Genomic DNA, 18,290 nt, shown 5'->3' with positions numbered 1-18,290 from the left:
ACTAATAATATATGTTATGGGTAATAGTATTTAAATGAAAATCAGCAACAAAAACACAACAACTGTTGCAAATGTATAACAGTAATATTTGCTGATTTTTAGTTAGTTACAGTTTTATTTGTAATCCTAGCAACAAAAGTGCAACAGAATCAACAACAATGAAATACCAAATTGAGGAGCAAAAGAATTCGAAAATAGAAGAATTAAGAAATAATCCATTAGGGTCTAAAGGAACGGTATATAAAAAATACTTCAAAATTCCAGATGCATCTTTACAAACACTATAGTTTTTCTATTTTTTTAATGCAATCATCAACTTCACTTTTATTCGCTTCGATTGTCATTTTCTCTTTAATATCTTTCAATAATTGGACTGCAATAGACTTAGGTCGATTTTGAAATAATTCGTCTTGAACTCTTTCGTTTTCCGAAAACATTTTTACAATATCTCTTAATCTATCTGTATTTAATGTCCACATAAAATCTTCTAAATAATAATAAGCATCAGAGCGCCCCCAATAATTACCACACCATACAGTCAAAACTTCTTGATAAAATTCTTCGAATGCAATTGAAGGAACATAAGGTCCAAATTGTTGAATTGTCTTTGCAACTGTACTCTCCTTATTCCAGCCGTAGGAAGTGTTTTTTGCATCTTTGAGTTGATTTCCAAGTTTTCTATAAATTTTTGCTCTTGCACCATTTGGTATAAATTTTATTCCATTATTCTGTAGCAAAAATTCGAGCAACCTTGTTTTTGCTCCTTTATCAACGCTCTGGTCACTATCAATATCTACGTCATAAGTATGATATCGGAATCCAGCAACTTTTTTTAATTCATCGTTTACAATTTCCCAAGTTGTTAATAGTAATTTTTTTGAATTAGATAAAGCAGGTTCTTCTCCAGCACACAACATATCTAATAAAAATCCGTAAACCGTTCTCAAGTCCTGCTGATTAAATGATTTTATTTGGTCTTTCAATGTTACTAATTGTTCTTCATCCAGTTCAACTTCCTTAACTGGCTTGAATAATCCTGAGACAGAATGACCTGGGTCAGGCAATGGTTGGTTGAAAAGACAGGATTCTAAAAGCAAAGCCAAACTTATAACTTCGTCTTTTCCAACTTGCTCATCCGAACTGTGAGCGGAAGAAGCATGGCTTCTCATCCAATTCACCATTTCAAGTCCTTTGGCAGCTTTTTTATTGATTAAGCCTAACTTTTTAGCTCCTTGAATCAATACAAAGTCATCTACATTTTCCCACCTTTCATTTATTGTATCGCCATTAGAGTTATAGCTTTTTCTACCTGACTCATCTTTTACAACAGATATGAAAAGCTCAACTCCATAGGCTTCAATTCTTCTCTTGATATTATTTGATGAAGCATTCCACATTTCAAGAAGTGATTGAGGAAAGAATTCCGCATCAAATAGTTTCCGAGCGGTCTGCAATGTTCTTTTTTCAGATTCATCAAGAGGAAAAACATCTCCAGTCTTGATTACTGTTATGTCTAATATTTTTGGTACTAATTCTGTACTCATTTCATATTGTGGCTAACGTTTAGTATAAAGGACGTTTTAATACCTTTTATACCTTGTTGCAAGTTTTTAAGGTCTATAATTACCAATAAAATACATTTTACGTCCACCTGAACAAGTTTCATTTTGTATAATGTATCTAGCATGTTTTTTACCAACACTCCAATTATCTGTACCACATCCATAATTTGGAGTTCCTTTATCGTTTCGCTTATAGTGAACTTTGTGCTGTGAATATGTTATACTATTACCATATACACCCCATCTCCCTTTAATCTCTTCTCCTTCTGGTCCTTCATCAGTAATTTCTTCAGTCTTTGAGTCGTTAAAGAAATCTAAAATTAATTCATCTGTGATGTAATCTAATTCTGCAGTGTCAACCTCTAATTGTTTTGCTGTTTCATTTTTGATTGAATCTAAATTCATGGTTTATATTTATTAATTATTTCCTATTTCACTTTGTCTAATTGTTTACAAGTTGTTTATATGCGGAACTTTGTTCCTTGTATTTGTCTAATATGGTTTGTTATGCGGAATTTTTAATAAAATAAGTTCCGTTTATTTTTCTAACTATAAATAAAGGTGATGTTATAATTCCTTAAAAACCTCCTTTTTAAGGAATTCTATCATACTTTCTATAGTATTCATTATAATTTTGAGTCTTCTAATGTAAAACAAAAATGAATTTTATCTTTACGGAAAACCTTATTAAATGTAAGGTTTTACCCTGTTTTTATTTAGGTTAAAATCCTCTTGCATATTCTAACTTATCAACACTTTTAAAACCTATAGCTATAAAAGTTAACTTTGCAATATGTTTGCATTGGTAGATTGTAATAACTTTTATGCGTCTTGTGAGAGACTCTTTCGTCCAGATTTAATAGGTAAGCCAGTAGTGGTTTTATCTAATAATGATGGGTGTGTAATTGTTTGTTCTAGTGAAGCAAAAAAGTTAGGTGTTCCAATGAGAACTCCTGCATATCAATTCAAACAAATTTTTAAAGAAAACAATGTAAATGTATTCAGTTCTAATTTTCCGTTGTATGGAGATTTGAGTCAACGAGTGATGAATATTTTACAGTTGTATGCTCCAGATATTGAAATTTATTCTATAGACGAAGCTTTTTTAGAGTTTAAAGGATTTGACAAACATTTTTCTATTCGTGAGCATTGTTTGGAGATGAAAACAAAGGTGAGTTACAGGGCTAGCACCTACAAAAGCGCTTTCTAAAATAGCGACAAGTTATTGGTTCATTTTTTCAATAAAAATAAACAATTATAAACAAATATAAAAAACAAAACCCTCTAGTAAAATAGAGGGTTGTAGTTGATTTTATTGATATTGTTGAGCTTACTCTTGCATTGAGTGGTAAACCGTATTGACGTCATTGTATATCTTTAAAAGATCTGTTATTATTGAGTTTGTTTTTAATGTTTAGTTTATTTGGTTCATTATTGGTTCATTTTTTAGCAAATTATAACTAATAGTATTCTAAAAGTATGACTTATTAGAATTCATTCCTATTCAACTAAGTGAAATTATAATTTAAATAGTTTATCTTCCATTCTAAATAACAGTAGAAAAAGAGAAGAACTAATTAAGTTCTTCTCCAATTATGGAGGAATAGCTTATTGAGATTTTTGAATTATTTCAATCACTTTTTCAATTATTTCATTGTAAGTATTTTGCTTTATTAGAGTTTCATTTGTGGGATACTTATTTAGTAAACCGTCAATAATTTTCTTACTAAGTGAACCTTCGGGTAATAAATTCCTGAAATAATAATAAGCCTCTTCTTTTTTTTCTAAGCTACATTTTTTATGGTAATAAAAATTTGAAATTTCCATTTTTAATTATTTTAATTAATAAGGTAAATTTATGAACAAATCTAATAATGATAAATTTTACCTATTAACAATTTGTTAACAACAATCTTTATAAAATGAATGTAAAACAGCATATATATACAATTTTTTTCGAAAAATTGAAAATGAAATGTATGCGTGATTAGCTTTAACAACATTAGAAAAAAACAAAATAGAAGGACTTTAAACTAACTGTAGGTTTTCAATAAATTGAAAACCTACAGTTAGTTTAATTACTAGGAAATATATAAGGTATTAGACTAGCACCATCATCATGGATACCCAACACAAAATAATTATTATCAGATGAAAATCTTTCAACTAAAGAATCAGATAAGTTGTTTTCTCGATGTAAGTAGTCAATAAATTTAGCTCGATCGGGTTGCCTAGAAGGTACAATAATTGGCCTGTAATAGATCCCTTGAATATGGAAACCAGGCATGTGTTTTTCTTTGAACTCTTTTGCTTCTTTTAAAGTCATTTTTTATGGGATTAAAATTGATATTAACAAAAATAAGCATAATAAAAATACACTCGTTTTAGGGTGAAAACAAGTTAATTAATTGTAGGTATTCAGATCCTTATATCTGAAAATGTTGATTGACATAATTGTTGCAAGCATATTTTATTTTTGTATATTAAATATAAAAGTGTAAAAGGATGAATAAATCGAAATTACCTTTATTTTATAATTATAAAGAAGAAGGTACTGATAGCGGTTACGAGACAGTTCAAGACTTTATTTTAAGCTGGACATTAAGATGTTCTGTTGAGAGTAATTCTTCAATAGATAAGCAATTACATTATTATTCAAAAAGAGTTCTTTTAGCGATGATTTTTGGATTTAATGACCTAGAAGATAATCTTAATTATAAATTGAAAAAAATTGACTCAGAAATAATTGTAAAAACTGTCAAAACAAAAAGACAATGGAACTTAATTGATTTACTCGTTGAAATTGAACTTGAAATTAATGGAAATAAAGAATTTTTTATACTAAATATTGAAAATAAATGGTATAGTTCCATTCGAGAAGGACAACTTGAAAAATATAAAAAAGACATTGAAGAAAAATATAAAAACTCAGATTATAAATTAATTAATCTAATAGTTTTTTGTGATTATGAAAAGTTAAATTATAAGATAAAAGAAGATTGTAAAAAATTAGGATATAAAATTATAGTTATTGAGGATTTATTTGAAATAGCTGAAATGAAGAAAAATAGGTTAACTGGTAATTACTTATTTGATGAATACTGGTTTCGTTTTTAGTGATGTTAAGAGTGGGGTTTTATGCCTAAATTTAAGTAAATAGATAATAAAATAAGTGTAGGTTCTCCGACACCTCTAAAACGGAAAAGTTCTTTGACATAATTGTGGTAATGCTTAATTTTGGTTAAACCTAAAATTTTTTTATATGAAAATTAATAACAGCTATGAACTAGTAAAGGAAATAATTTTTGAAATTAATCCGTTAAATGATTTAGAGTATTTTACGGCTAGAATCTACAAGGTTTTACCAAACTCTATTCTTTCAGAAGATTATTGCTGGGATCTGAATCATTATTTCCAAGATCAAAAAGATATAGATCCTTATGTTCCTACAGGGAGATATGGAAACTCAATTCTAGTTTGCGAAAATCAAATTCAATCATATATTAATAGATTTAAAAACCCTATTGGATATATTAAAATTGATTTTAAAGGGTAGTTTATTAGATTAAATTTCAAGTAGAACTTGATGAGCTTTACCACAACCACTTCAATTGAAGTGGTTTTTTTATGTCAAAAAAATAAAAATAGATAATTAAAATAATTGTAGAATAGATAAGTGAGAAAATATTATGAATACAACAGGGTTTTACTTTTTCTTAGAAGAATTAATAAACCAGGCAATAGCTGTAGTTATTGCTACACCAGCAGCTGTACCTTCTATTCTACCTCTTTTTAATCCTTTTTTAAATCCGTCGAAAAAGCCCTTAGCCCATTGTTTTTTACTCATGTTATCAAATATAAGAAAAATTACTAGTGTAGAAATTATGTGTGAAAAAATATGTGAATGTCAAGAACCGAAACAGTCATTGTTTCCTGATGGTAGGTATTATTGTTTAATTTGTTGGAACGTTTGGTTTCATTAAATCTGTAGCTATTGAGCTACGCAATCAAACGCAATAAAATGGCAAAGCAAAAAACGAAAAAGGTAGAATCTTATAGAAAGATAGAATTATTAAATATTCCTGAAAAAACCACAGGTGCATATATCTCAGTGTATACTGGTGGAAAATTAGCACAAAATGCAGCTTGGAATACAAAGGGAAAATATGAAATAAAAATTTCAGACTGTGAGAGAAGTATTTTATTACATGGAAGTATTACTAGTCTTGAATCAAGAAAAAATGCAATTCATAAAATTGATTCATTAGTAGAGGTTTTAAGCGGTCTTAAAGATCACTTAGTAATGCAGTTTAAAGAAAACAATGTAAGGTTTTAACTGTAGATAAAATGGCAACACCATATAAAGTTGAAGTTGAGTTAACAAGTGACTGGATTAATTTATCTACTGAAGAAGTAGAAAATCGAATAAAAACAATCATTGAAGACACTCATCCATTATTAATGCAAGAATTTAGAGTAACAAGTATTAAAGCAGTAAAACAGTAGCTATTCCGCTACGAACCTAAACGCAAAAATTAACGCAAAACGCAAAATTATGAATAGAAGTATAGAAAACTTAATGAATAACTTAACAATAGATGAGTGTAAGTCTGCAATTTTAATTGCTGATAAAGAAGGTTATTGTCACATTCTTGGGTATGGTAAAATTCATAAGTCAAACTATGAAAAAAGAATTAAACAATTAGAAAAACTGTAGTAAAAACACCCTCCTAAAAGGGTGTAGTTTTAAGACAATTAAAAATGAACCGAACATATTTAATGTCTCTAGCTCTAATTTTAGAGCATGTCTCAATTATAAGTCGTTAAAAAAAAATGTAATTACAAATAAGAAAGAAAAAATAACTGTAGAAATCATGAGAAATAAAGAGAAGAAAAAAGCGACCCGAAAGTCGCTAGTAATTAGCATGCTTCTCCACATGCTTCTACTCGATCTGGACCACATGCAATAACAATGTCACCAGTTAAGCATTTACAGTAATAGCAATCAGGACTGTTACCTCCTGAAATATTACGTTGTTTAGTTTTAGATAATTCGATTCCTAATTTCGAAATGTTCTTTAACATGATTTGAGATTTAAATTTCTCAAATCTAAGCAGTAAATGATAAGAAGATTAAATAAAAACCGTAAAAAGAGTAAGGTTTTAACGTAAAATATTAAGAAATAGAAAAACTGTAGAAATTATGTTACAGATGAATAAAAATTTAGCACTCTAATTAAAGAGTGCTAAATAGAATTATTTATTTTGTTTGCAACCATGTGCTTCCATGCAACGTAAGTAATCTTCATCACTATCGTAATTTTCATGGCAAGCTTTAAAAACAATATCACACCAATAAGATCCATTACCTCCTACAACATTTTTTTGCTCATTTTTAGTCAATAAAGAGAATGACTTTGAAATTTTTTTTAACATAATTTAAGTTTTAATTTTTTTAAATAAACAACAAAAAGAAGTTAAGTGAAGAGAAAGTTCAAATGCGACATTGATAAATGTAAAAACGAAACCAAAAATAGTATAATTGGATAAAAATTAAAGTTCATTCCTGATTATCCATGATTAAAAATTTAGGTATAATTACATATGGTATTAAAATAAAAACCCACTCAATCTTTGAGTGGGTTTTTTGTTGCATCTTGTTGCACTTTGTTGCATTAAAGCAGGTTTGTAAACTTTATATACTTCTAAATATACTGTATTTACTGGGTTTGTTCTGTTGTCGTAGTGTTGAAACAATAGATATAATTTTTGTTGCAAACTGTTGCATCTTGTTGCTAACTGTTTCATGAAACTAAAAAACTATAGTTAACAGTCTAGTATAAGAATAGTAGCAGATTTATACACACTTACTTTTCGGTTAAACACAGACCTTTTATATATTTACTTACTTTCGTTTTAGCGATTAAGCCGCTAATATTTTTATACCGTGTTGGCAGTAGTTGTTATAGATTTACCTATTTCTTAATTTTACGTGCTTCATTTTTTATATCTTCAATTGTAAAACCCAAAAACTGACCTTTTACATTTATTAAACCTCTTCTTTTTCCGTATCTTACACTAACTATTCCAGTTCCTTCAATACAATACCCATTATCAAAAATGGGCTCAATTACAAACTCACCTAGTTCATTTATAAATCCAATTTTTTCATTTAATTTGACTCTTCCTATACCAAGGCCACCAAACTCGTAAGCAAATTGAAATTGAGGTTTTATAACAAATTCTCCAGCTTTATTCATATAGCCCCATTTGCCATTTAACTTTACAGGCACTAAATCAAAATTTTTAAAATTATGGTAAGCTTGATCTAATTTTGTTGAGATGTAAGAGTTTTTTTTGATGTTAAAAAAAATTTTTTTTCCATCTATTTCAGCCAAAACTATATTAACTTTTGATCTCCTGTAAATTCTATCAAATTGAGGTTTTACAACAATTTCCCCTTTTTTATTTATAAATCCCCATTTTCCATTTTGTTTAAACGATGCAAAACCATACTTAAAATTATAAACATAGTTGAATTTTGGTTGAATGACAAATAATCCTTTTCTATTTATAAATCCCCATTTACCTTTCAGTTTTACAGCTGTCAAATTCTCCTTTTCAAAACTCTTAGCTTCTTCAAATTTTGGTTGAATGACAATTTCTCCTTTTTTATTTATAAAACCATATTTTCCACTTTGTCTAAAAATAGTTAAACCATCTATAAAACCATATATATAATCAAACTGGGATTGAATGACAATTTTTCCTTTTTTATTTATAAATCCCCATTTTCCACTTTGTCTAAAACCAGCTAAACCATCTCTAAAACCATGTACATAATCAAACTGGGGTTGAATGACAATTTTTTCTTTTTTATTTATAAAACCGTATTTTCCACTTTGTCTAAAGCCAGCTAAACCTTCGCTAAAACCATGTATATCATCAAATTGGGGTTCTGCTATTATAATTCCTTTATCACTAACAATTCCATATTTCCCATTTTTCTTAACCCTAGCATAAGTATTGCCATTTTCGAAACTTCTTGCATCAGTAAACTGTGGTTTTATTACAATTTCTCCTTTTTTATTTACATAGCCAATTTTTCCATTATTTCTAACCCTAGCAACATGTTCATTTCCAAAAAGCCACGCTAATTCAAATTGAGGCTTAATAATAACTTCACCACGTGAATTCATATATCCATAGAGGTAATTATCATCATTAAATGGGTAGATATCTTCCGTTTCAATGTCTTGATAATTAGAGTTAGAATTTTCTGAATAAGAATTAGTTGTAGATAGAACTTTTGTTTTTTTTATGCTATTTACTTTTTTGGTATCTTGACTACAAGACAAAGATGCATTCAGAATTAGTATAAATATTAATAGTTTATTCATAGGTGTTTTTTTATTACTGGCAACTTGTTTATATACGGAACTTTGTTCCTTATATTCGTCCAATTTGGTTGGCTATGTGGAGCTTTCAATAAAATAAGTTCCGTTTATTTTTTCCAACTTTATAACATGCAATGTAAATAAAAGAGATGTTATAATTCCTTAAAGCCTACATTTATTTTTACAAATTGTATCATAATTCCTATGGGTTTTTAACATAAATCTCATTAGTCGAATTTAACCTTATTAAAAGTAATGTTTCTACTTTTTTATGCATTTTTTGTGTGAAGTTTTAAGGTGTTAATTCACCAATTCCGTTTATAGTTCCTATTGAACCATCAAAAGTGTAAGCCTTGATTCCGATTCTTGTGTCTATTTTACAATTAATTACTAAGCTTTCAAATCTCCTCTGATCATTACTTTCCCATTTTAAAGCGCAAGGTAATTTACTTGTCGAAATTTCTGATATTTTTATTTTATTGTTTGAATCTATTCTATCAATTTTTAAAAAACCAATATGAAGGCAATTATCTTTTCCAATCGCAGGAACCCATAAAACTTTTAATGGAAGCTTGAAGTTTTCTTCCTCAAATACAAGTGTTTTTGAAATGGTGTCTTTAGTAGTTTTCCAATCAGGATTTTCTGAAGAAAAGTCTTTAATGTAAATATTTCCATGTTTTTTTTCTGAACTATTACATCCTGTTAGAATGATAGCGGTCAATAATAAAATAATCTTAGTTTTCATAATTCTCATTTAAGTTGGTTTAAGTTTTTTTTTGTTTTAAAATGTTGTTTTTCAAATTTATAGTTTGTTTTGTTTGATTGAATACCTAGTTGTAGGTAACTTTAATTACTATTAATGGAAAAATTCAGGTTTGGTCTATTGTTATTGCGGTTTTAATATTAATTCATAGATGTAAACTCCATGAAAACCCTTGTTTTAAATAGGTGTTTTCTCTTTTTTTTTTTAAGGTTTTACCCTCTTGTGTTACCTATACTTATCAACACTTTTAAAACCTATAGCTATAAAAGTTAACTTTGCAATATGTTTGCGTTGGTAGATTGTAATAACTTTTATGCGTCTTGTGAAAGACTCTTTCGTCCAGATTTAATAGGTAAGCCAGTAGTAGTTTTATCAAATAATGAAGGGGTGTAATAGCACGTTCTAGTGAAGCAAAAAAGTTAGGTGTTCCAATGAGAGCTCCTGTATATCAACTCAAATAAATTTATAAAGAAAACAATGTATATGTATTCAGTTCTAACTTTCCACTGTGTGGAGATTTGAGTCAATGAGTAATGAATATTTTACAGTTGTATACTCCAGATATTGAAATCTATTCAATAGACGAAGCTTTTTTAGAGTTTAAAGAATTCGACAAACATTTTTCTATCCGCGAACATTGTTTAGAAATGAAATCTAAGGTACAGCAATGGACTAGTATTCCTATATCTATTTGGCTAGCACCAACAAAAGCATTTTCTAAAATAAGGACAAGTTTTTGGTTCATTTTTTCAATAAAAATAAACAATATAAAAAACAAAACCCTCTAGTAAAATAGAGGGTTGTAGTTGATTTTATTGATATTGTTGAGCTTACTCTTGCATTGAGTGGTAAACCGTATTTACATCATCATCTTCTTCTAAACGTTCTAAAAGTTTGTTTACATCTTCTTTTTGCTCGTCAGAAATAGCAGTAGTAGTTGTTGGAATTCTTTCAAATTCAGAAGAAAGAATCTCAATATTGTTTTCCTCTAAGTATTTCTGAATAGAACCAAACTGACCAAATGGAGCATATAACATAACAGAGTTATCTTCCTCATCAGCAAAAACTTCTTCCACTTCAAAGTCAATCATCTCCATTTCAAACTCTTCTAAATCCATTCCTAAAGTATCCTCTTTTACTTTAAAGTTTACTACATGGTCAAACATAAAAGCAACCGAACCTGAAGTTCCTAAGTTACCATTACATTTATTAAAAGCAGCTCTTACGTTTGCTACAGTTCTGTTATTATTGTTTGTTGCAGTCTCTACTAAAACAGCAATTCCGTGTGGTGCATATCCTTCAAATAAAACTTCCTTATAGTTAGCTGTATCTTTATCAGATGCTTTTTTAATAGCGCGTTGTACATTATCCTTAGGCATGTTTGCAGCCTTCGCATTTTGTATTACAACACGTAAACGAGAGTTTGTTTCAGGGTTTGGACCTCCTTCTTTTACTGCCATTACAATGTCTTTACCAATTCTGGTAAAAGTTTTAGCCATAGCAGACCAACGTTTCATTTTTCTCGCTTTCCTAAATTCAAATGCTCTTCCCATTTCTTAAAAATTATGTTTACGCAATGGCAAATGTAACTATTGCGTTAAATATTTACAATTAAAATCTTTTTTTGAAAATTTGTTTTCTTTCTTTGTCACTATAGGCACGCCAAGTACCTGCTTTTTTTCCGTTTTTAAACTGTCCTTTCAGTTTTAAATTACCGCTAGAATAATATAATTTAAAGTTACCATCTAAAACGCCATCATCTAATTCAACTTCAAATTTTAATTGCTTGTCATCGTAATACTCTTTGTATTCTTTTGCGCTTAAATCTGATGGATGAATTGCTTGGATATTAAAAATAGTCTCTGCAGTTTCTACAATAACAGAATCTTTTTCAGGTACTAGTTTTTTATATAATTCTTCTTTTAAAGCAGTTTCTTTGTTTTGATGATTGGATAATTCTTCTTCTGATTGATATGAAAGCGTAATATTACTTTCAAACAAGTCACCTTTAGAAATTAATTGAATACCAACCTGCGAAAATGAATTAAAATACTTTTTGTTTTTTTTGAGTTGCTGCTGAGTTTTATAGTCTAATAAACTCAATAAATCGTTATATGAATTTGCAGTTTCAGCATAGGCAAAAACACTCGATTTATTTTCAAAATGATAATTAAATTCTTCAAACCTCTCAGATTCAGCTAAAGTGTATTCAACCAAATGATTGTTAATAATCTCTTTTAAGGTATTAGGACTTGTACTAAATACCACAAAATCATCAATAATGGTAAAATATGGCTTTTCCATTTTAGCAAAAGTTTTCCCTGCCAACATTTTAAAGAATCCTTTTAAATCAAAAAAGTGAATAGGGTAGCCTTTGTAGTTGATTTGCTTAAATTTTAAAGGCGTATTTTCTTTAATTTTTGAAAGAATGAAATCTAAATTTTCTTTAGCATGATCAATATCATCTGCTTTAATAACTGCAGCAATATCTTTTTTGTTTTTAGATAAATCTGAATTGAAATGTAGTAATCCCACTTCGTTACCAATCCAACTATATATATGTTTTTGAATATCGATCTCTAACTGGTCTTCAATACTTTTAATTTGATTGGTGTAAGTTTTAAAAGTAGCAGCATTGTCTTTTTCTAAAGCTTCTAAATTGGTGTGAAAAGCATCAAAACTATCAAAAGAAAAACTTAGGTATAAAGAAGTGTTTCTTGGAGCAATTTTGGCAATACTACGTTTACCTTTTCCAGAATTTTGAAGTGCTTTTAAAAAGGTTTGAGAAGTCTTATTTACATTCGTGTAACCAAGTGCTTGCAAGGTAACTCCTTCCATGATTGAAATGTCAAAACCAGAATAGAATAAGGCATTTTGTACATTTTTAAAGTTTTTAAGGTTTGAAGAGTTTGTAAAACAAGCTAAGTACTGGTCGAAGTATTTATATTGAATATATACATTGAAAAAACCGTCGTTTCCAGTTTCCTTCTTTATTTCAACAAAGTTCAAATCGCGACCAATTACTGGCTCCAAATATTGATTTATTGATTGCTCAACTAGTACATGTGTATAAGAAGCAATTAACTGATTTTTAATGAATGATAAATAAAGAGTTTCTCTGTTGCTTTTATTATAAAGTTCAATAATTTCATGCTCCTTGTAGGTTCTTTGAGTAACCTTAAAGTTGCTATCAGCTAATTTTTGAATGGCACTTTTTAAAAAGCGAAGTTTGGCTAGCTTTTGAAGATCGATTACATAAAGTAAACCGTATTTTTTAGGTTTATAGCTATGAATAGAAATTAAAAGATCTCTTTCGCCTATAAAATCAATTACATCTTTCTGATCCTTAAAAAGTTTATTAAAGCCGCTAATGTCTTTAGTTACTTCTTTGAAATAAGAATTGGTTTGAAAGTGTTTCCAAATTTCACTGGAACTTATTTCGTCCCAAGTGTCAATAGGTCTTTCAGTTTCTAAAACAATAGCCGCATTTTTAGGAATTAGATAAATAGGGTTAATATTATCTTCATCAGCTAAGGTAAAAATGTAAGCTTGATATCCTATAAAACTAAAAAGGGCTATTAGAATAGCCCATATAATCTTTTTTTTCATAACTAGTTGTATGCAAATTATACTTGAATAACACCTAAATTAAAAGGTTTTTCAATAGGAGCGTGGTTAGCAGCTTCTATTCCCATAGAAATCCAGGTTCTTGTATCTAATGGATTGATAACAGCATCTGTCCATATTCTTGCAGCAGCATAGTATGGAGAAATTTGGTTATCGTAACGTGATTTTATTTTATCAAATAACTCAGCTTCTTTTTCTGGAGTAATTTCTTCTCCACGTTTCTTTAACGAAGCTGTTTCAATTTGTAATAATACTTTAGCAGCAGAGTTACCACTCATTACCGCTAGTTCAGCACTTGGCCAAGCAGCAATTAATCTAGGATCGTATGCTTTACCACACATAGCGTAGTTACCAGCACCATAAGAGTTACCAATAACAATGGTAAATTTTGGAACTACAGAATTTGATACGGCATTTACCATTTTGGCACCATCTTTAATAATTCCACCATGTTCAGATTTAGAACCTACCATAAATCCAGTTACGTCTTGTAAGAAAACTAAAGGAATTTTCTTTTGATTACAGTTGGCAATAAAACGAGTAGCTTTATCGGCAGAGTCGTTGTAAATAACCCCACCAAATTGCATTTCTCCCTTTTTAGTCTTCACTAAAGTACGTTGGTTTGCAACAATACCAACAGCCCAACCGTCTATGCGACCGTAACCAGTAATAATGGTTTGTCCATAACCTTCTTTATATTGCTCAAATTCAGAATTATCAACCAAACGTTTGATAATTTCTAACATATCATATTGAGCATTTCTTTCTCTTGGAAGAATTCCAAAAATATCATCTTCATTTTCTTTTGGAGGAAATGACTCTTTACGGTTAAAACCAGCTTTGTCATAATCTCCAATTTTATCCATTAAATTTTTAATGGTAGTTAAGGCATCTTTATCGTCCTTAGCTTTATAATCAGTAACACCTGAGATTTCACAGTGAGTGGTTGCACCACCTAAAGTTTCATTGTCTATAGTTTCACCAATAGCAGCTTTTACTAAGTAACTTCCAGCTAAGAAAATACTTCCAGTTTTATCTACAATTAAAGCTTCATCACTCATAATTGGCAAATAAGCACCTCCAGCTACACAACTTCCCATAACAGCGGCAATCTGAGTAATACCCATGCTACTCATTACAGCATTGTTTCTAAAAATTCTTCCAAAGTGTTCTTTGTCTGGGAAAATTTCATCTTGCATTGGTAAATAGACTCCCGCAGAATCTACTAAGTAAATAATAGGAAGTTTGTTTTCAATAGCAATTTCTTGAGCTCTTAAATTTTTCTTACCAGTAATAGGAAACCAAGCACCTGCTTTTACAGTAGCATCGTTTGCAACAACGATACATTGCTTACCGCTTACGTATCCCATTTTAACAACAACTCCACCAGAAGGACATCCGCCATGCTCTTCATACATTCCTTCTCCTGCAAAGGCACCAATTTCTATAGATTTAGTGTCTTTATCTAAAAGAAAATCAATACGTTCTCTCGCAGTTAATTTTCCTTTTTCGTGGTGTTTATCAATACGTTTTTGTCCGCCACCTAATTTTACTTTTACTAAGCGTTGGCGTAAGTCTGAAGCTAAAAGTTTATTGTGGTCTTCGTTTTTATTGAAGTTAAGATCCATTGTAAGTTATTTGTTTTGCGTTTGCTAAAATAAGAAAATCAAGGTAGAATACAAGGTGTTTACTTGTATGATTCTAGGATGCTTTCTACCGTTTTTTCTATTTCTAAATTTCTTAATTGTTTGTTTAAAATTCGTGGCTCAGCTACCCGTTCTTTACAGTTTTTTACACCACAAGATTCACAGGTAACACCTACAGTTTTCTTGGTAAAAGTATCTTCTTTAAAGAATTGAATTTTTTTCTTTAAATGAGGAGATAATAGCATACCAATACTCACGCTTCTATTAATGTTGTCTTTGAAAGGATCGGAAGTTGCAGCCGATAAAACTAAGTACTCATTTTTAGAGTTCTCATAAGATGATATTTGAATACCGTAACTAGATTTTTTATCAGCGTTTTTTTCTAAGTCTTCAATTGTCTTTAAAGAAACCCATCTTCTGCAATAGTGTTCGTTATTACGATTTGCATGTGGTGTTTGTTGCTGAGTAATATGTAGCTCTTTTGAAAGCCTATATATGGATGAGTTTTCTTTATGAGTAAAACGTAAAAAGAATAGGTTTTTTATATTAAAATGCTTGGGTAATATATTTGTTAAGCGTTGGTAAAAAGTTTCATCAGAACAGTGAAAACTTTTAATGATTTTATGTAATTGAATAGGTTGCCAATCTTGTAAAGAAAATAAATGAGTTAGTTTGTTAACTAGATTTTCTTTAGGAATAATAAGAGCCCCAGCAAAGTAGGAAGCAATAAAATTATTTAAAACCTGATCAAAACTTTCAAATTTTATCCAAGGAAAGGTGTATAATCGATTTTCAATATTTAAATAATTGTAAGCAATTTCTTTAGCGTAAATAAATGTTTTTTGTGCTTCACTAATATCATCAAAAAGAAGTAGTGTTTTATTCTTTGGAATGTAAATATTTCTTAATTCTGATAGTTTCTGATGTTTAGAAAGTTCTTCAGTATTAATGGTGTATCCGTATTCTTGAATTAAAATATCTTCTAATTCTTTTGATTTTATAGGTTTACTTAAATCAACATGATATGATTTAGCAAAGGAAATAACATTATTCTCAATATCCTCAAAATAATTATTATGAGCTTCTTGGTACGAACGTAAAGAAGCTAAAAAGAAACTTTCTCTTGTTAAGTTATAGTTTTGAGATATCTTTATAATAGTACTAATAAAAGCATTCACTTTCGCAGGAGCATTGGCAACAATATCAATAAGATTGTTTTCTTTAATACCAAATAGCTCTAACGGAATTTCTTTTAAAATTTTCGACTGTAAGATTTCTCCAATTGGAGCTAAGTTTTTATCCAATTTTAAAGAGACCAAATGATCATACGGAACTTCTAGCTTTTCAGAAAGTATTACAATCTTATCTGTTTTTGGGTATTTTTTTCCTTTTTCAATTTCATTTAAATACGATTTAGATAAACCAGTTAATTTGGCTAATCCGAAGAGTGATAGGTTTTTATCGGTACGTATTTGTTTGAGTTTTAAACCAAAAACAAGTCTAATATATTCTTCTTCCAAAGTGTTTTATTAAAAGATTCGCAATTCAAAGGTATAAAAATTAGCGAATTAATAAAAATTAGTAAAAAATACATTTTTAGCGAACGTTCGCTTTTTGTTTTGAGTTCTTTTTTTTAATATTGAAGTGTCAATAATTAAAAATAAGTTATTATGAATCAAGATGTTCTAACCAAAGAAATTCAGTTTAAAAGTTTTGAAGCTATTCAATATAAAAGCATTTTAACTAAAGAAGCTAGTGCTTTTTTAATTCAACTTCATGAAAGATTTAATGAAAGAAGGCTTCAATTATTAGAAGAGAGAGAAATAGAACAGGCATATTTTGATGCAGGTAACTTTCCAAGTTTTCCAGAAGAAACCAAATTAGTAAGAGAGGATGATTGGGTATGTGAACGATTGCCGAAAGATTTACTAGATAGGAGGGTAGAAATAACTGGACCAGTTGAGAGAAAAATGATTATTAATGCATTGAATTCTGGCGCAAAGACATTTATGGCTGATTTTGAAGATAGCAATTCTCCTACAATTACTAATATTTTAGACGGGCAAGTAAATTTAAGAGATGCAGTAAACAAAACGATTTCCTTTTATAATGAAAAGAAGGATAAAACATATAAACTAAATGACAAGGTAGCTACATTGTTGGTTCGTCCTAGAGGATTGCATTTAAATGAAAAACATTTTATTGTAGAAGGAGAAGAAATGTCGGGTTCTTTAGTAGATTTTGGCTTGTATTTTTTCCATAATATTAAAAGCTTATTAGGTCAAGGAAGTGCAACTTATTTTTATTTACCGAAGTTAGAACACTATGAAGAAGCTCGTTGGTGGAATGATGTTTTTGTATTTGCGCAAGATTATCTTGGGATTTCTCAAAAAACAATTAAAGCAACTGTATTGATAGAAACCATTACAGCTAGTTTTCAATTAGATGAAATTATTTATGAGTTGAAAGATCATATGGCTGGTTTAAACTGTGGCCGTTGGGATTATATTTTCTCATATATCAAAAAGTTTAGAAATCACAATGGGTTTATAGTACCAAACCGAGCTCAGGTTACTATGAGTAGTCCTTTCATGAAGGCTTATTCGTTAAGAGTAATCCAAACATGTCATAAACGAGGTGTACATGCTATGGGAGGAATGGCTGCACAAATACCAGTTAAAAATGACGATAAAGCTAATGAGTTGGCTTTTTCAAAAGTATATAATGACAAGTTGCAAGAAGTAAAAAATGGTCATGATGGAACTTGGGTTGCACACCCAGGATTGGTAAAAGTAGCGATGGATGTTTTTAATGAGTATATGCCCAAAGCAAATCAAATAGATAAAAAGTTAGAAGATATATCTATAACAGAACAAGCGTTGGTTGATTTACCAGAAGGAACAATTACTGAAGAAGGAATTAGAGAAAATATAAATGTTGGTATTTTATATATAGAATCTTGGTTAATGCAACAAGGAGCAGCAGCACTGTATAATTTAATGGAAGATGCTGCTACAGCAGAGATATCAAGAACTCAGGTCTGGCAGTGGTTGCATAAGAATGTGTTATTGGAAGATGGAAGAACGTTTACTAAAGACATGTACTTACAATATAAAAAAGAAGAAATTAAAAAGATTAAAACGTATGTGGGAGAGGAAAGATATGAGCAAGGGAAATTTGATACAGCTATCCAGTTGTTTGATGATTTAATTCTTAATGAAGACTTTGTAGAATTCTTAACCTTACCAGCATACAAATATTTATAAAAAAAAGCCCTACTAAATGCGGCAACATT

General features: G+C 29.5%; 23 protein-coding genes. 10 read left to right on the top strand and 13 right to left on the bottom strand.

Translation table 11 applies throughout. From position 1 onward, the window contains the following. Window positions 1-158: 158 nt before the first annotated feature. Complete coding sequence (locus tag MHN29_RS18265) at window positions 159-287, top strand: hypothetical protein (RefSeq protein WP_255689182.1); 129 nt, start codon at window positions 159-161, stop codon at window positions 285-287. Here the strand turns inward: MHN29_RS18265 and MHN29_RS07165 are convergent. Together MHN29_RS07165 and MHN29_RS07160 are read right to left on the bottom strand one after the other, a co-directional pair. Then, window positions 282-1,454 (bottom strand): hypothetical protein, encoded by a 1,173-nt coding sequence (locus MHN29_RS07165; protein WP_235273846.1) that lies wholly within the window; start codon window positions 1,452-1,454, stop codon window positions 282-284. The two genes, MHN29_RS18265 and MHN29_RS07165, sit on opposite strands and share 6 nt — an antisense overlap. A gap of 156 nt (window positions 1,455-1,610) precedes the next feature. Further along, window positions 1,611-1,967 (bottom strand): hypothetical protein, encoded by a 357-nt coding sequence (locus tag MHN29_RS07160; RefSeq protein ID WP_235273845.1) that lies wholly within the window; start codon window positions 1,965-1,967, stop codon window positions 1,611-1,613. A gap of 388 nt (window positions 1,968-2,355) precedes the next feature. Between MHN29_RS07160 and MHN29_RS07155 the strand changes: the two genes are divergently transcribed. Next, window positions 2,356-2,772 carry a hypothetical protein gene (locus tag MHN29_RS07155; RefSeq protein ID WP_317208021.1) on the top strand — a complete coding sequence of 139 codons (417 nt, stop codon included), beginning with the start codon at window positions 2,356-2,358 and terminating at the stop codon, window positions 2,770-2,772. A 398-nt stretch (window positions 2,773-3,170) separates the two neighbouring features. Here the strand turns inward: MHN29_RS07155 and MHN29_RS07150 are convergent, their stop codons facing one another. Together MHN29_RS07150 and MHN29_RS07145 are read right to left on the bottom strand one after the other, a co-directional pair. After that, complete coding sequence (locus tag MHN29_RS07150) at window positions 3,171-3,389, bottom strand: hypothetical protein (RefSeq protein ID WP_235273844.1); 219 nt, start codon at window positions 3,387-3,389, stop codon at window positions 3,171-3,173. 247 nt (window positions 3,390-3,636) lie between these two features. After that, the gene (locus tag MHN29_RS07145; RefSeq protein ID WP_239176069.1) at window positions 3,637-3,888 is read right to left on the bottom strand and encodes a hypothetical protein; all 252 of its coding nucleotides are present in this window, start codon (window positions 3,886-3,888) and stop codon (window positions 3,637-3,639) included. A 179-nt stretch (window positions 3,889-4,067) separates the two neighbouring features. Between MHN29_RS07145 and MHN29_RS07140 the strand changes: the two genes are divergently transcribed. Continuing rightward, complete coding sequence (locus tag MHN29_RS07140) at window positions 4,068-4,679, top strand: PD-(D/E)XK nuclease family protein (protein ID WP_235273842.1); 612 nt, start codon at window positions 4,068-4,070, stop codon at window positions 4,677-4,679. A 145-nt stretch (window positions 4,680-4,824) separates the two neighbouring features. Continuing rightward, the gene (locus MHN29_RS07135) at window positions 4,825-5,118 is read left to right on the top strand and encodes a hypothetical protein (protein ID WP_235273841.1); all 294 of its coding nucleotides are present in this window, start codon (window positions 4,825-4,827) and stop codon (window positions 5,116-5,118) included. A gap of 150 nt (window positions 5,119-5,268) precedes the next feature. Here MHN29_RS07135 and MHN29_RS07130 read toward each other — a convergent pair whose 3' ends face one another. After that, window positions 5,269-5,409, bottom strand: coding sequence for a hypothetical protein (locus tag MHN29_RS07130; RefSeq protein WP_235273840.1), 141 nt, complete (start codon window positions 5,407-5,409; stop codon window positions 5,269-5,271). 174 nt (window positions 5,410-5,583) lie between these two features. On the opposite strand from MHN29_RS07130, the gene MHN29_RS07125 reads away from it, so the two are divergent. The 3 genes from MHN29_RS07125 to MHN29_RS07115 are packed head-to-tail and all read left to right on the top strand — an operon-like array spanning window position 5,584 to window position 6,279. Continuing rightward, window positions 5,584-5,898, top strand: coding sequence for a hypothetical protein (locus MHN29_RS07125; RefSeq protein ID WP_235273839.1), 315 nt, complete (start codon window positions 5,584-5,586; stop codon window positions 5,896-5,898). An 11-nt stretch (window positions 5,899-5,909) separates the two neighbouring features. Beyond that, window positions 5,910-6,068: a hypothetical protein gene (locus tag MHN29_RS07120; protein WP_235273838.1), complete on the top strand. Its 159-nt coding sequence runs from the start codon at window positions 5,910-5,912 to the stop codon at window positions 6,066-6,068. Between the two features lie 49 nt (window positions 6,069-6,117). Beyond that, window positions 6,118-6,279, top strand: a complete 162-nt coding sequence (locus MHN29_RS07115; protein ID WP_235273837.1) for a hypothetical protein — start codon at window positions 6,118-6,120, stop codon at window positions 6,277-6,279. A 203-nt stretch (window positions 6,280-6,482) separates the two neighbouring features. Here the strand turns inward: MHN29_RS07115 and MHN29_RS07110 are convergent, their stop codons facing one another. The 4 genes from MHN29_RS07110 to MHN29_RS07095 all read right to left on the bottom strand — a co-directional run bounded on the left by MHN29_RS07110 (window position 6,483) and on the right by MHN29_RS07095 (window position 9,704). After that, window positions 6,483-6,647 (bottom strand): hypothetical protein, encoded by a 165-nt coding sequence (locus MHN29_RS07110; protein ID WP_235273836.1) that lies wholly within the window; start codon window positions 6,645-6,647, stop codon window positions 6,483-6,485. Window positions 6,648-6,818: 171 nt separating this feature from the next. After that, window positions 6,819-6,998, bottom strand: a complete 180-nt coding sequence (locus tag MHN29_RS07105; RefSeq protein ID WP_235273835.1) for a hypothetical protein — start codon at window positions 6,996-6,998, stop codon at window positions 6,819-6,821. Between the two features lie 539 nt (window positions 6,999-7,537). Continuing rightward, window positions 7,538-8,962 carry a WG repeat-containing protein gene (locus MHN29_RS07100; RefSeq protein WP_235273834.1) on the bottom strand — a complete coding sequence of 475 codons (1,425 nt, stop codon included), beginning with the start codon at window positions 8,960-8,962 and terminating at the stop codon, window positions 7,538-7,540. Between the two features lie 289 nt (window positions 8,963-9,251). After that, on the bottom strand, window positions 9,252-9,704 hold the full coding sequence (locus tag MHN29_RS07095) for a hypothetical protein (RefSeq protein WP_235273833.1): 453 nt from the start codon (window positions 9,702-9,704) through the stop codon (window positions 9,252-9,254). A gap of 300 nt (window positions 9,705-10,004) precedes the next feature. Between MHN29_RS07095 and MHN29_RS07090 the strand changes: the two genes are divergently transcribed. Further along, the gene (locus tag MHN29_RS07090) at window positions 10,005-10,115 is read left to right on the top strand and encodes a hypothetical protein (RefSeq protein WP_235273832.1); all 111 of its coding nucleotides are present in this window, start codon (window positions 10,005-10,007) and stop codon (window positions 10,113-10,115) included. A 140-nt stretch (window positions 10,116-10,255) separates the two neighbouring features. After that, entirely contained in the window at window positions 10,256-10,510 is a 255-nt protein-coding gene (locus tag MHN29_RS07085; RefSeq protein WP_235273831.1) for a hypothetical protein, read from the top strand. Window positions 10,511-10,552: 42 nt separating this feature from the next. Here the strand turns inward: MHN29_RS07085 and MHN29_RS07080 are convergent, their stop codons facing one another. Genes MHN29_RS07080 through MHN29_RS07065 form a run of 4 tightly spaced genes read right to left on the bottom strand, consistent with a single transcriptional unit; the run spans window position 10,553 to window position 16,515 of the window. Next, complete coding sequence (locus MHN29_RS07080; protein WP_150898985.1) at window positions 10,553-11,275, bottom strand: YebC/PmpR family DNA-binding transcriptional regulator; 723 nt, start codon at window positions 11,273-11,275, stop codon at window positions 10,553-10,555. 58 nt (window positions 11,276-11,333) lie between these two features. Further along, window positions 11,334-13,331 (bottom strand): DUF3352 domain-containing protein, encoded by a 1,998-nt coding sequence (locus MHN29_RS07075; RefSeq protein ID WP_235273830.1) that lies wholly within the window; start codon window positions 13,329-13,331, stop codon window positions 11,334-11,336. Between the two features lie 17 nt (window positions 13,332-13,348). Further along, window positions 13,349-14,977, bottom strand: coding sequence for an acyl-CoA carboxylase subunit beta (locus MHN29_RS07070; RefSeq protein ID WP_150898983.1), 1,629 nt, complete (start codon window positions 14,975-14,977; stop codon window positions 13,349-13,351). A gap of 59 nt (window positions 14,978-15,036) precedes the next feature. Continuing rightward, entirely contained in the window at window positions 15,037-16,515 is a 1,479-nt protein-coding gene (locus MHN29_RS07065) for a helix-turn-helix domain-containing protein (RefSeq protein ID WP_235273829.1), read from the bottom strand. A 150-nt stretch (window positions 16,516-16,665) separates the two neighbouring features. On the opposite strand from MHN29_RS07065, the gene aceB reads away from it, so the two are divergent. Continuing rightward, entirely contained in the window at window positions 16,666-18,261 is a 1,596-nt protein-coding gene (gene aceB, locus MHN29_RS07060; protein WP_235273828.1) for a malate synthase A, read from the top strand. Window positions 18,262-18,290 lie beyond the last annotated feature (29 nt).

This window comes from Tenacibaculum sp. Cn5-46 (assembly GCF_022347705.1).
In the GTDB taxonomy this organism is placed as follows: Bacteria; Bacteroidota; Bacteroidia; order Flavobacteriales; family Flavobacteriaceae; genus Polaribacter; species Polaribacter aiptasiae.
This window is presented reverse-complemented; position numbering and strand designations above follow the sequence as displayed.

What these genes read in the sequence shown, in the direction of transcription:
- MHN29_RS18265 (WP_255689182.1), top strand. Translation starts at nt 159, where the DNA reads ATGAAATACCAAATTGAGGAGCAAAAGAATTCGAAAATAGAAGAATTA.
- MHN29_RS07160 (WP_235273845.1), bottom strand. Translation starts at nt 1,967, where the DNA reads ATGAATTTAGATTCAATCAAAAATGAAACAGCAAAACAATTAGAGGTT.
- MHN29_RS07155 (WP_317208021.1), top strand. Translation starts at nt 2,356, where the DNA reads ATGTTTGCATTGGTAGATTGTAATAACTTTTATGCGTCTTGTGAGAGA.
- MHN29_RS07150 (WP_235273844.1), bottom strand. Translation starts at nt 3,389, where the DNA reads ATGGAAATTTCAAATTTTTATTACCATAAAAAATGTAGCTTAGAAAAA.
- MHN29_RS07145 (WP_239176069.1), bottom strand. Translation starts at nt 3,888, where the DNA reads ATGACTTTAAAAGAAGCAAAAGAGTTCAAAGAAAAACACATGCCTGGT.
- MHN29_RS07140 (WP_235273842.1), top strand. Translation starts at nt 4,068, where the DNA reads ATGAATAAATCGAAATTACCTTTATTTTATAATTATAAAGAAGAAGGT.
- MHN29_RS07135 (WP_235273841.1), top strand. Translation starts at nt 4,825, where the DNA reads ATGAAAATTAATAACAGCTATGAACTAGTAAAGGAAATAATTTTTGAA.
- MHN29_RS07130 (WP_235273840.1), bottom strand. Translation starts at nt 5,409, where the DNA reads ATGAGTAAAAAACAATGGGCTAAGGGCTTTTTCGACGGATTTAAAAAA.
- MHN29_RS07125 (WP_235273839.1), top strand. Translation starts at nt 5,584, where the DNA reads ATGGCAAAGCAAAAAACGAAAAAGGTAGAATCTTATAGAAAGATAGAA.
- MHN29_RS07120 (WP_235273838.1), top strand. Translation starts at nt 5,910, where the DNA reads ATGGCAACACCATATAAAGTTGAAGTTGAGTTAACAAGTGACTGGATT.
- MHN29_RS07115 (WP_235273837.1), top strand. Translation starts at nt 6,118, where the DNA reads ATGAATAGAAGTATAGAAAACTTAATGAATAACTTAACAATAGATGAG.
- MHN29_RS07110 (WP_235273836.1), bottom strand. Translation starts at nt 6,647, where the DNA reads ATGTTAAAGAACATTTCGAAATTAGGAATCGAATTATCTAAAACTAAA.
- MHN29_RS07105 (WP_235273835.1), bottom strand. Translation starts at nt 6,998, where the DNA reads ATGTTAAAAAAAATTTCAAAGTCATTCTCTTTATTGACTAAAAATGAG.
- MHN29_RS07100 (WP_235273834.1), bottom strand. Translation starts at nt 8,962, where the DNA reads ATGAATAAACTATTAATATTTATACTAATTCTGAATGCATCTTTGTCT.
- MHN29_RS07095 (WP_235273833.1), bottom strand. Translation starts at nt 9,704, where the DNA reads ATGAAAACTAAGATTATTTTATTATTGACCGCTATCATTCTAACAGGA.
- MHN29_RS07090 (WP_235273832.1), top strand. Translation starts at nt 10,005, where the DNA reads ATGTTTGCGTTGGTAGATTGTAATAACTTTTATGCGTCTTGTGAAAGA.
- MHN29_RS07085 (WP_235273831.1), top strand. Translation starts at nt 10,256, where the DNA reads ATGAATATTTTACAGTTGTATACTCCAGATATTGAAATCTATTCAATA.
- MHN29_RS07080 (WP_150898985.1), bottom strand. Translation starts at nt 11,275, where the DNA reads ATGGGAAGAGCATTTGAATTTAGGAAAGCGAGAAAAATGAAACGTTGG.
- MHN29_RS07075 (WP_235273830.1), bottom strand. Translation starts at nt 13,331, where the DNA reads ATGAAAAAAAAGATTATATGGGCTATTCTAATAGCCCTTTTTAGTTTT.
- MHN29_RS07070 (WP_150898983.1), bottom strand. Translation starts at nt 14,977, where the DNA reads ATGGATCTTAACTTCAATAAAAACGAAGACCACAATAAACTTTTAGCT.
- aceB (WP_235273828.1), top strand. Translation starts at nt 16,666, where the DNA reads ATGAATCAAGATGTTCTAACCAAAGAAATTCAGTTTAAAAGTTTTGAA.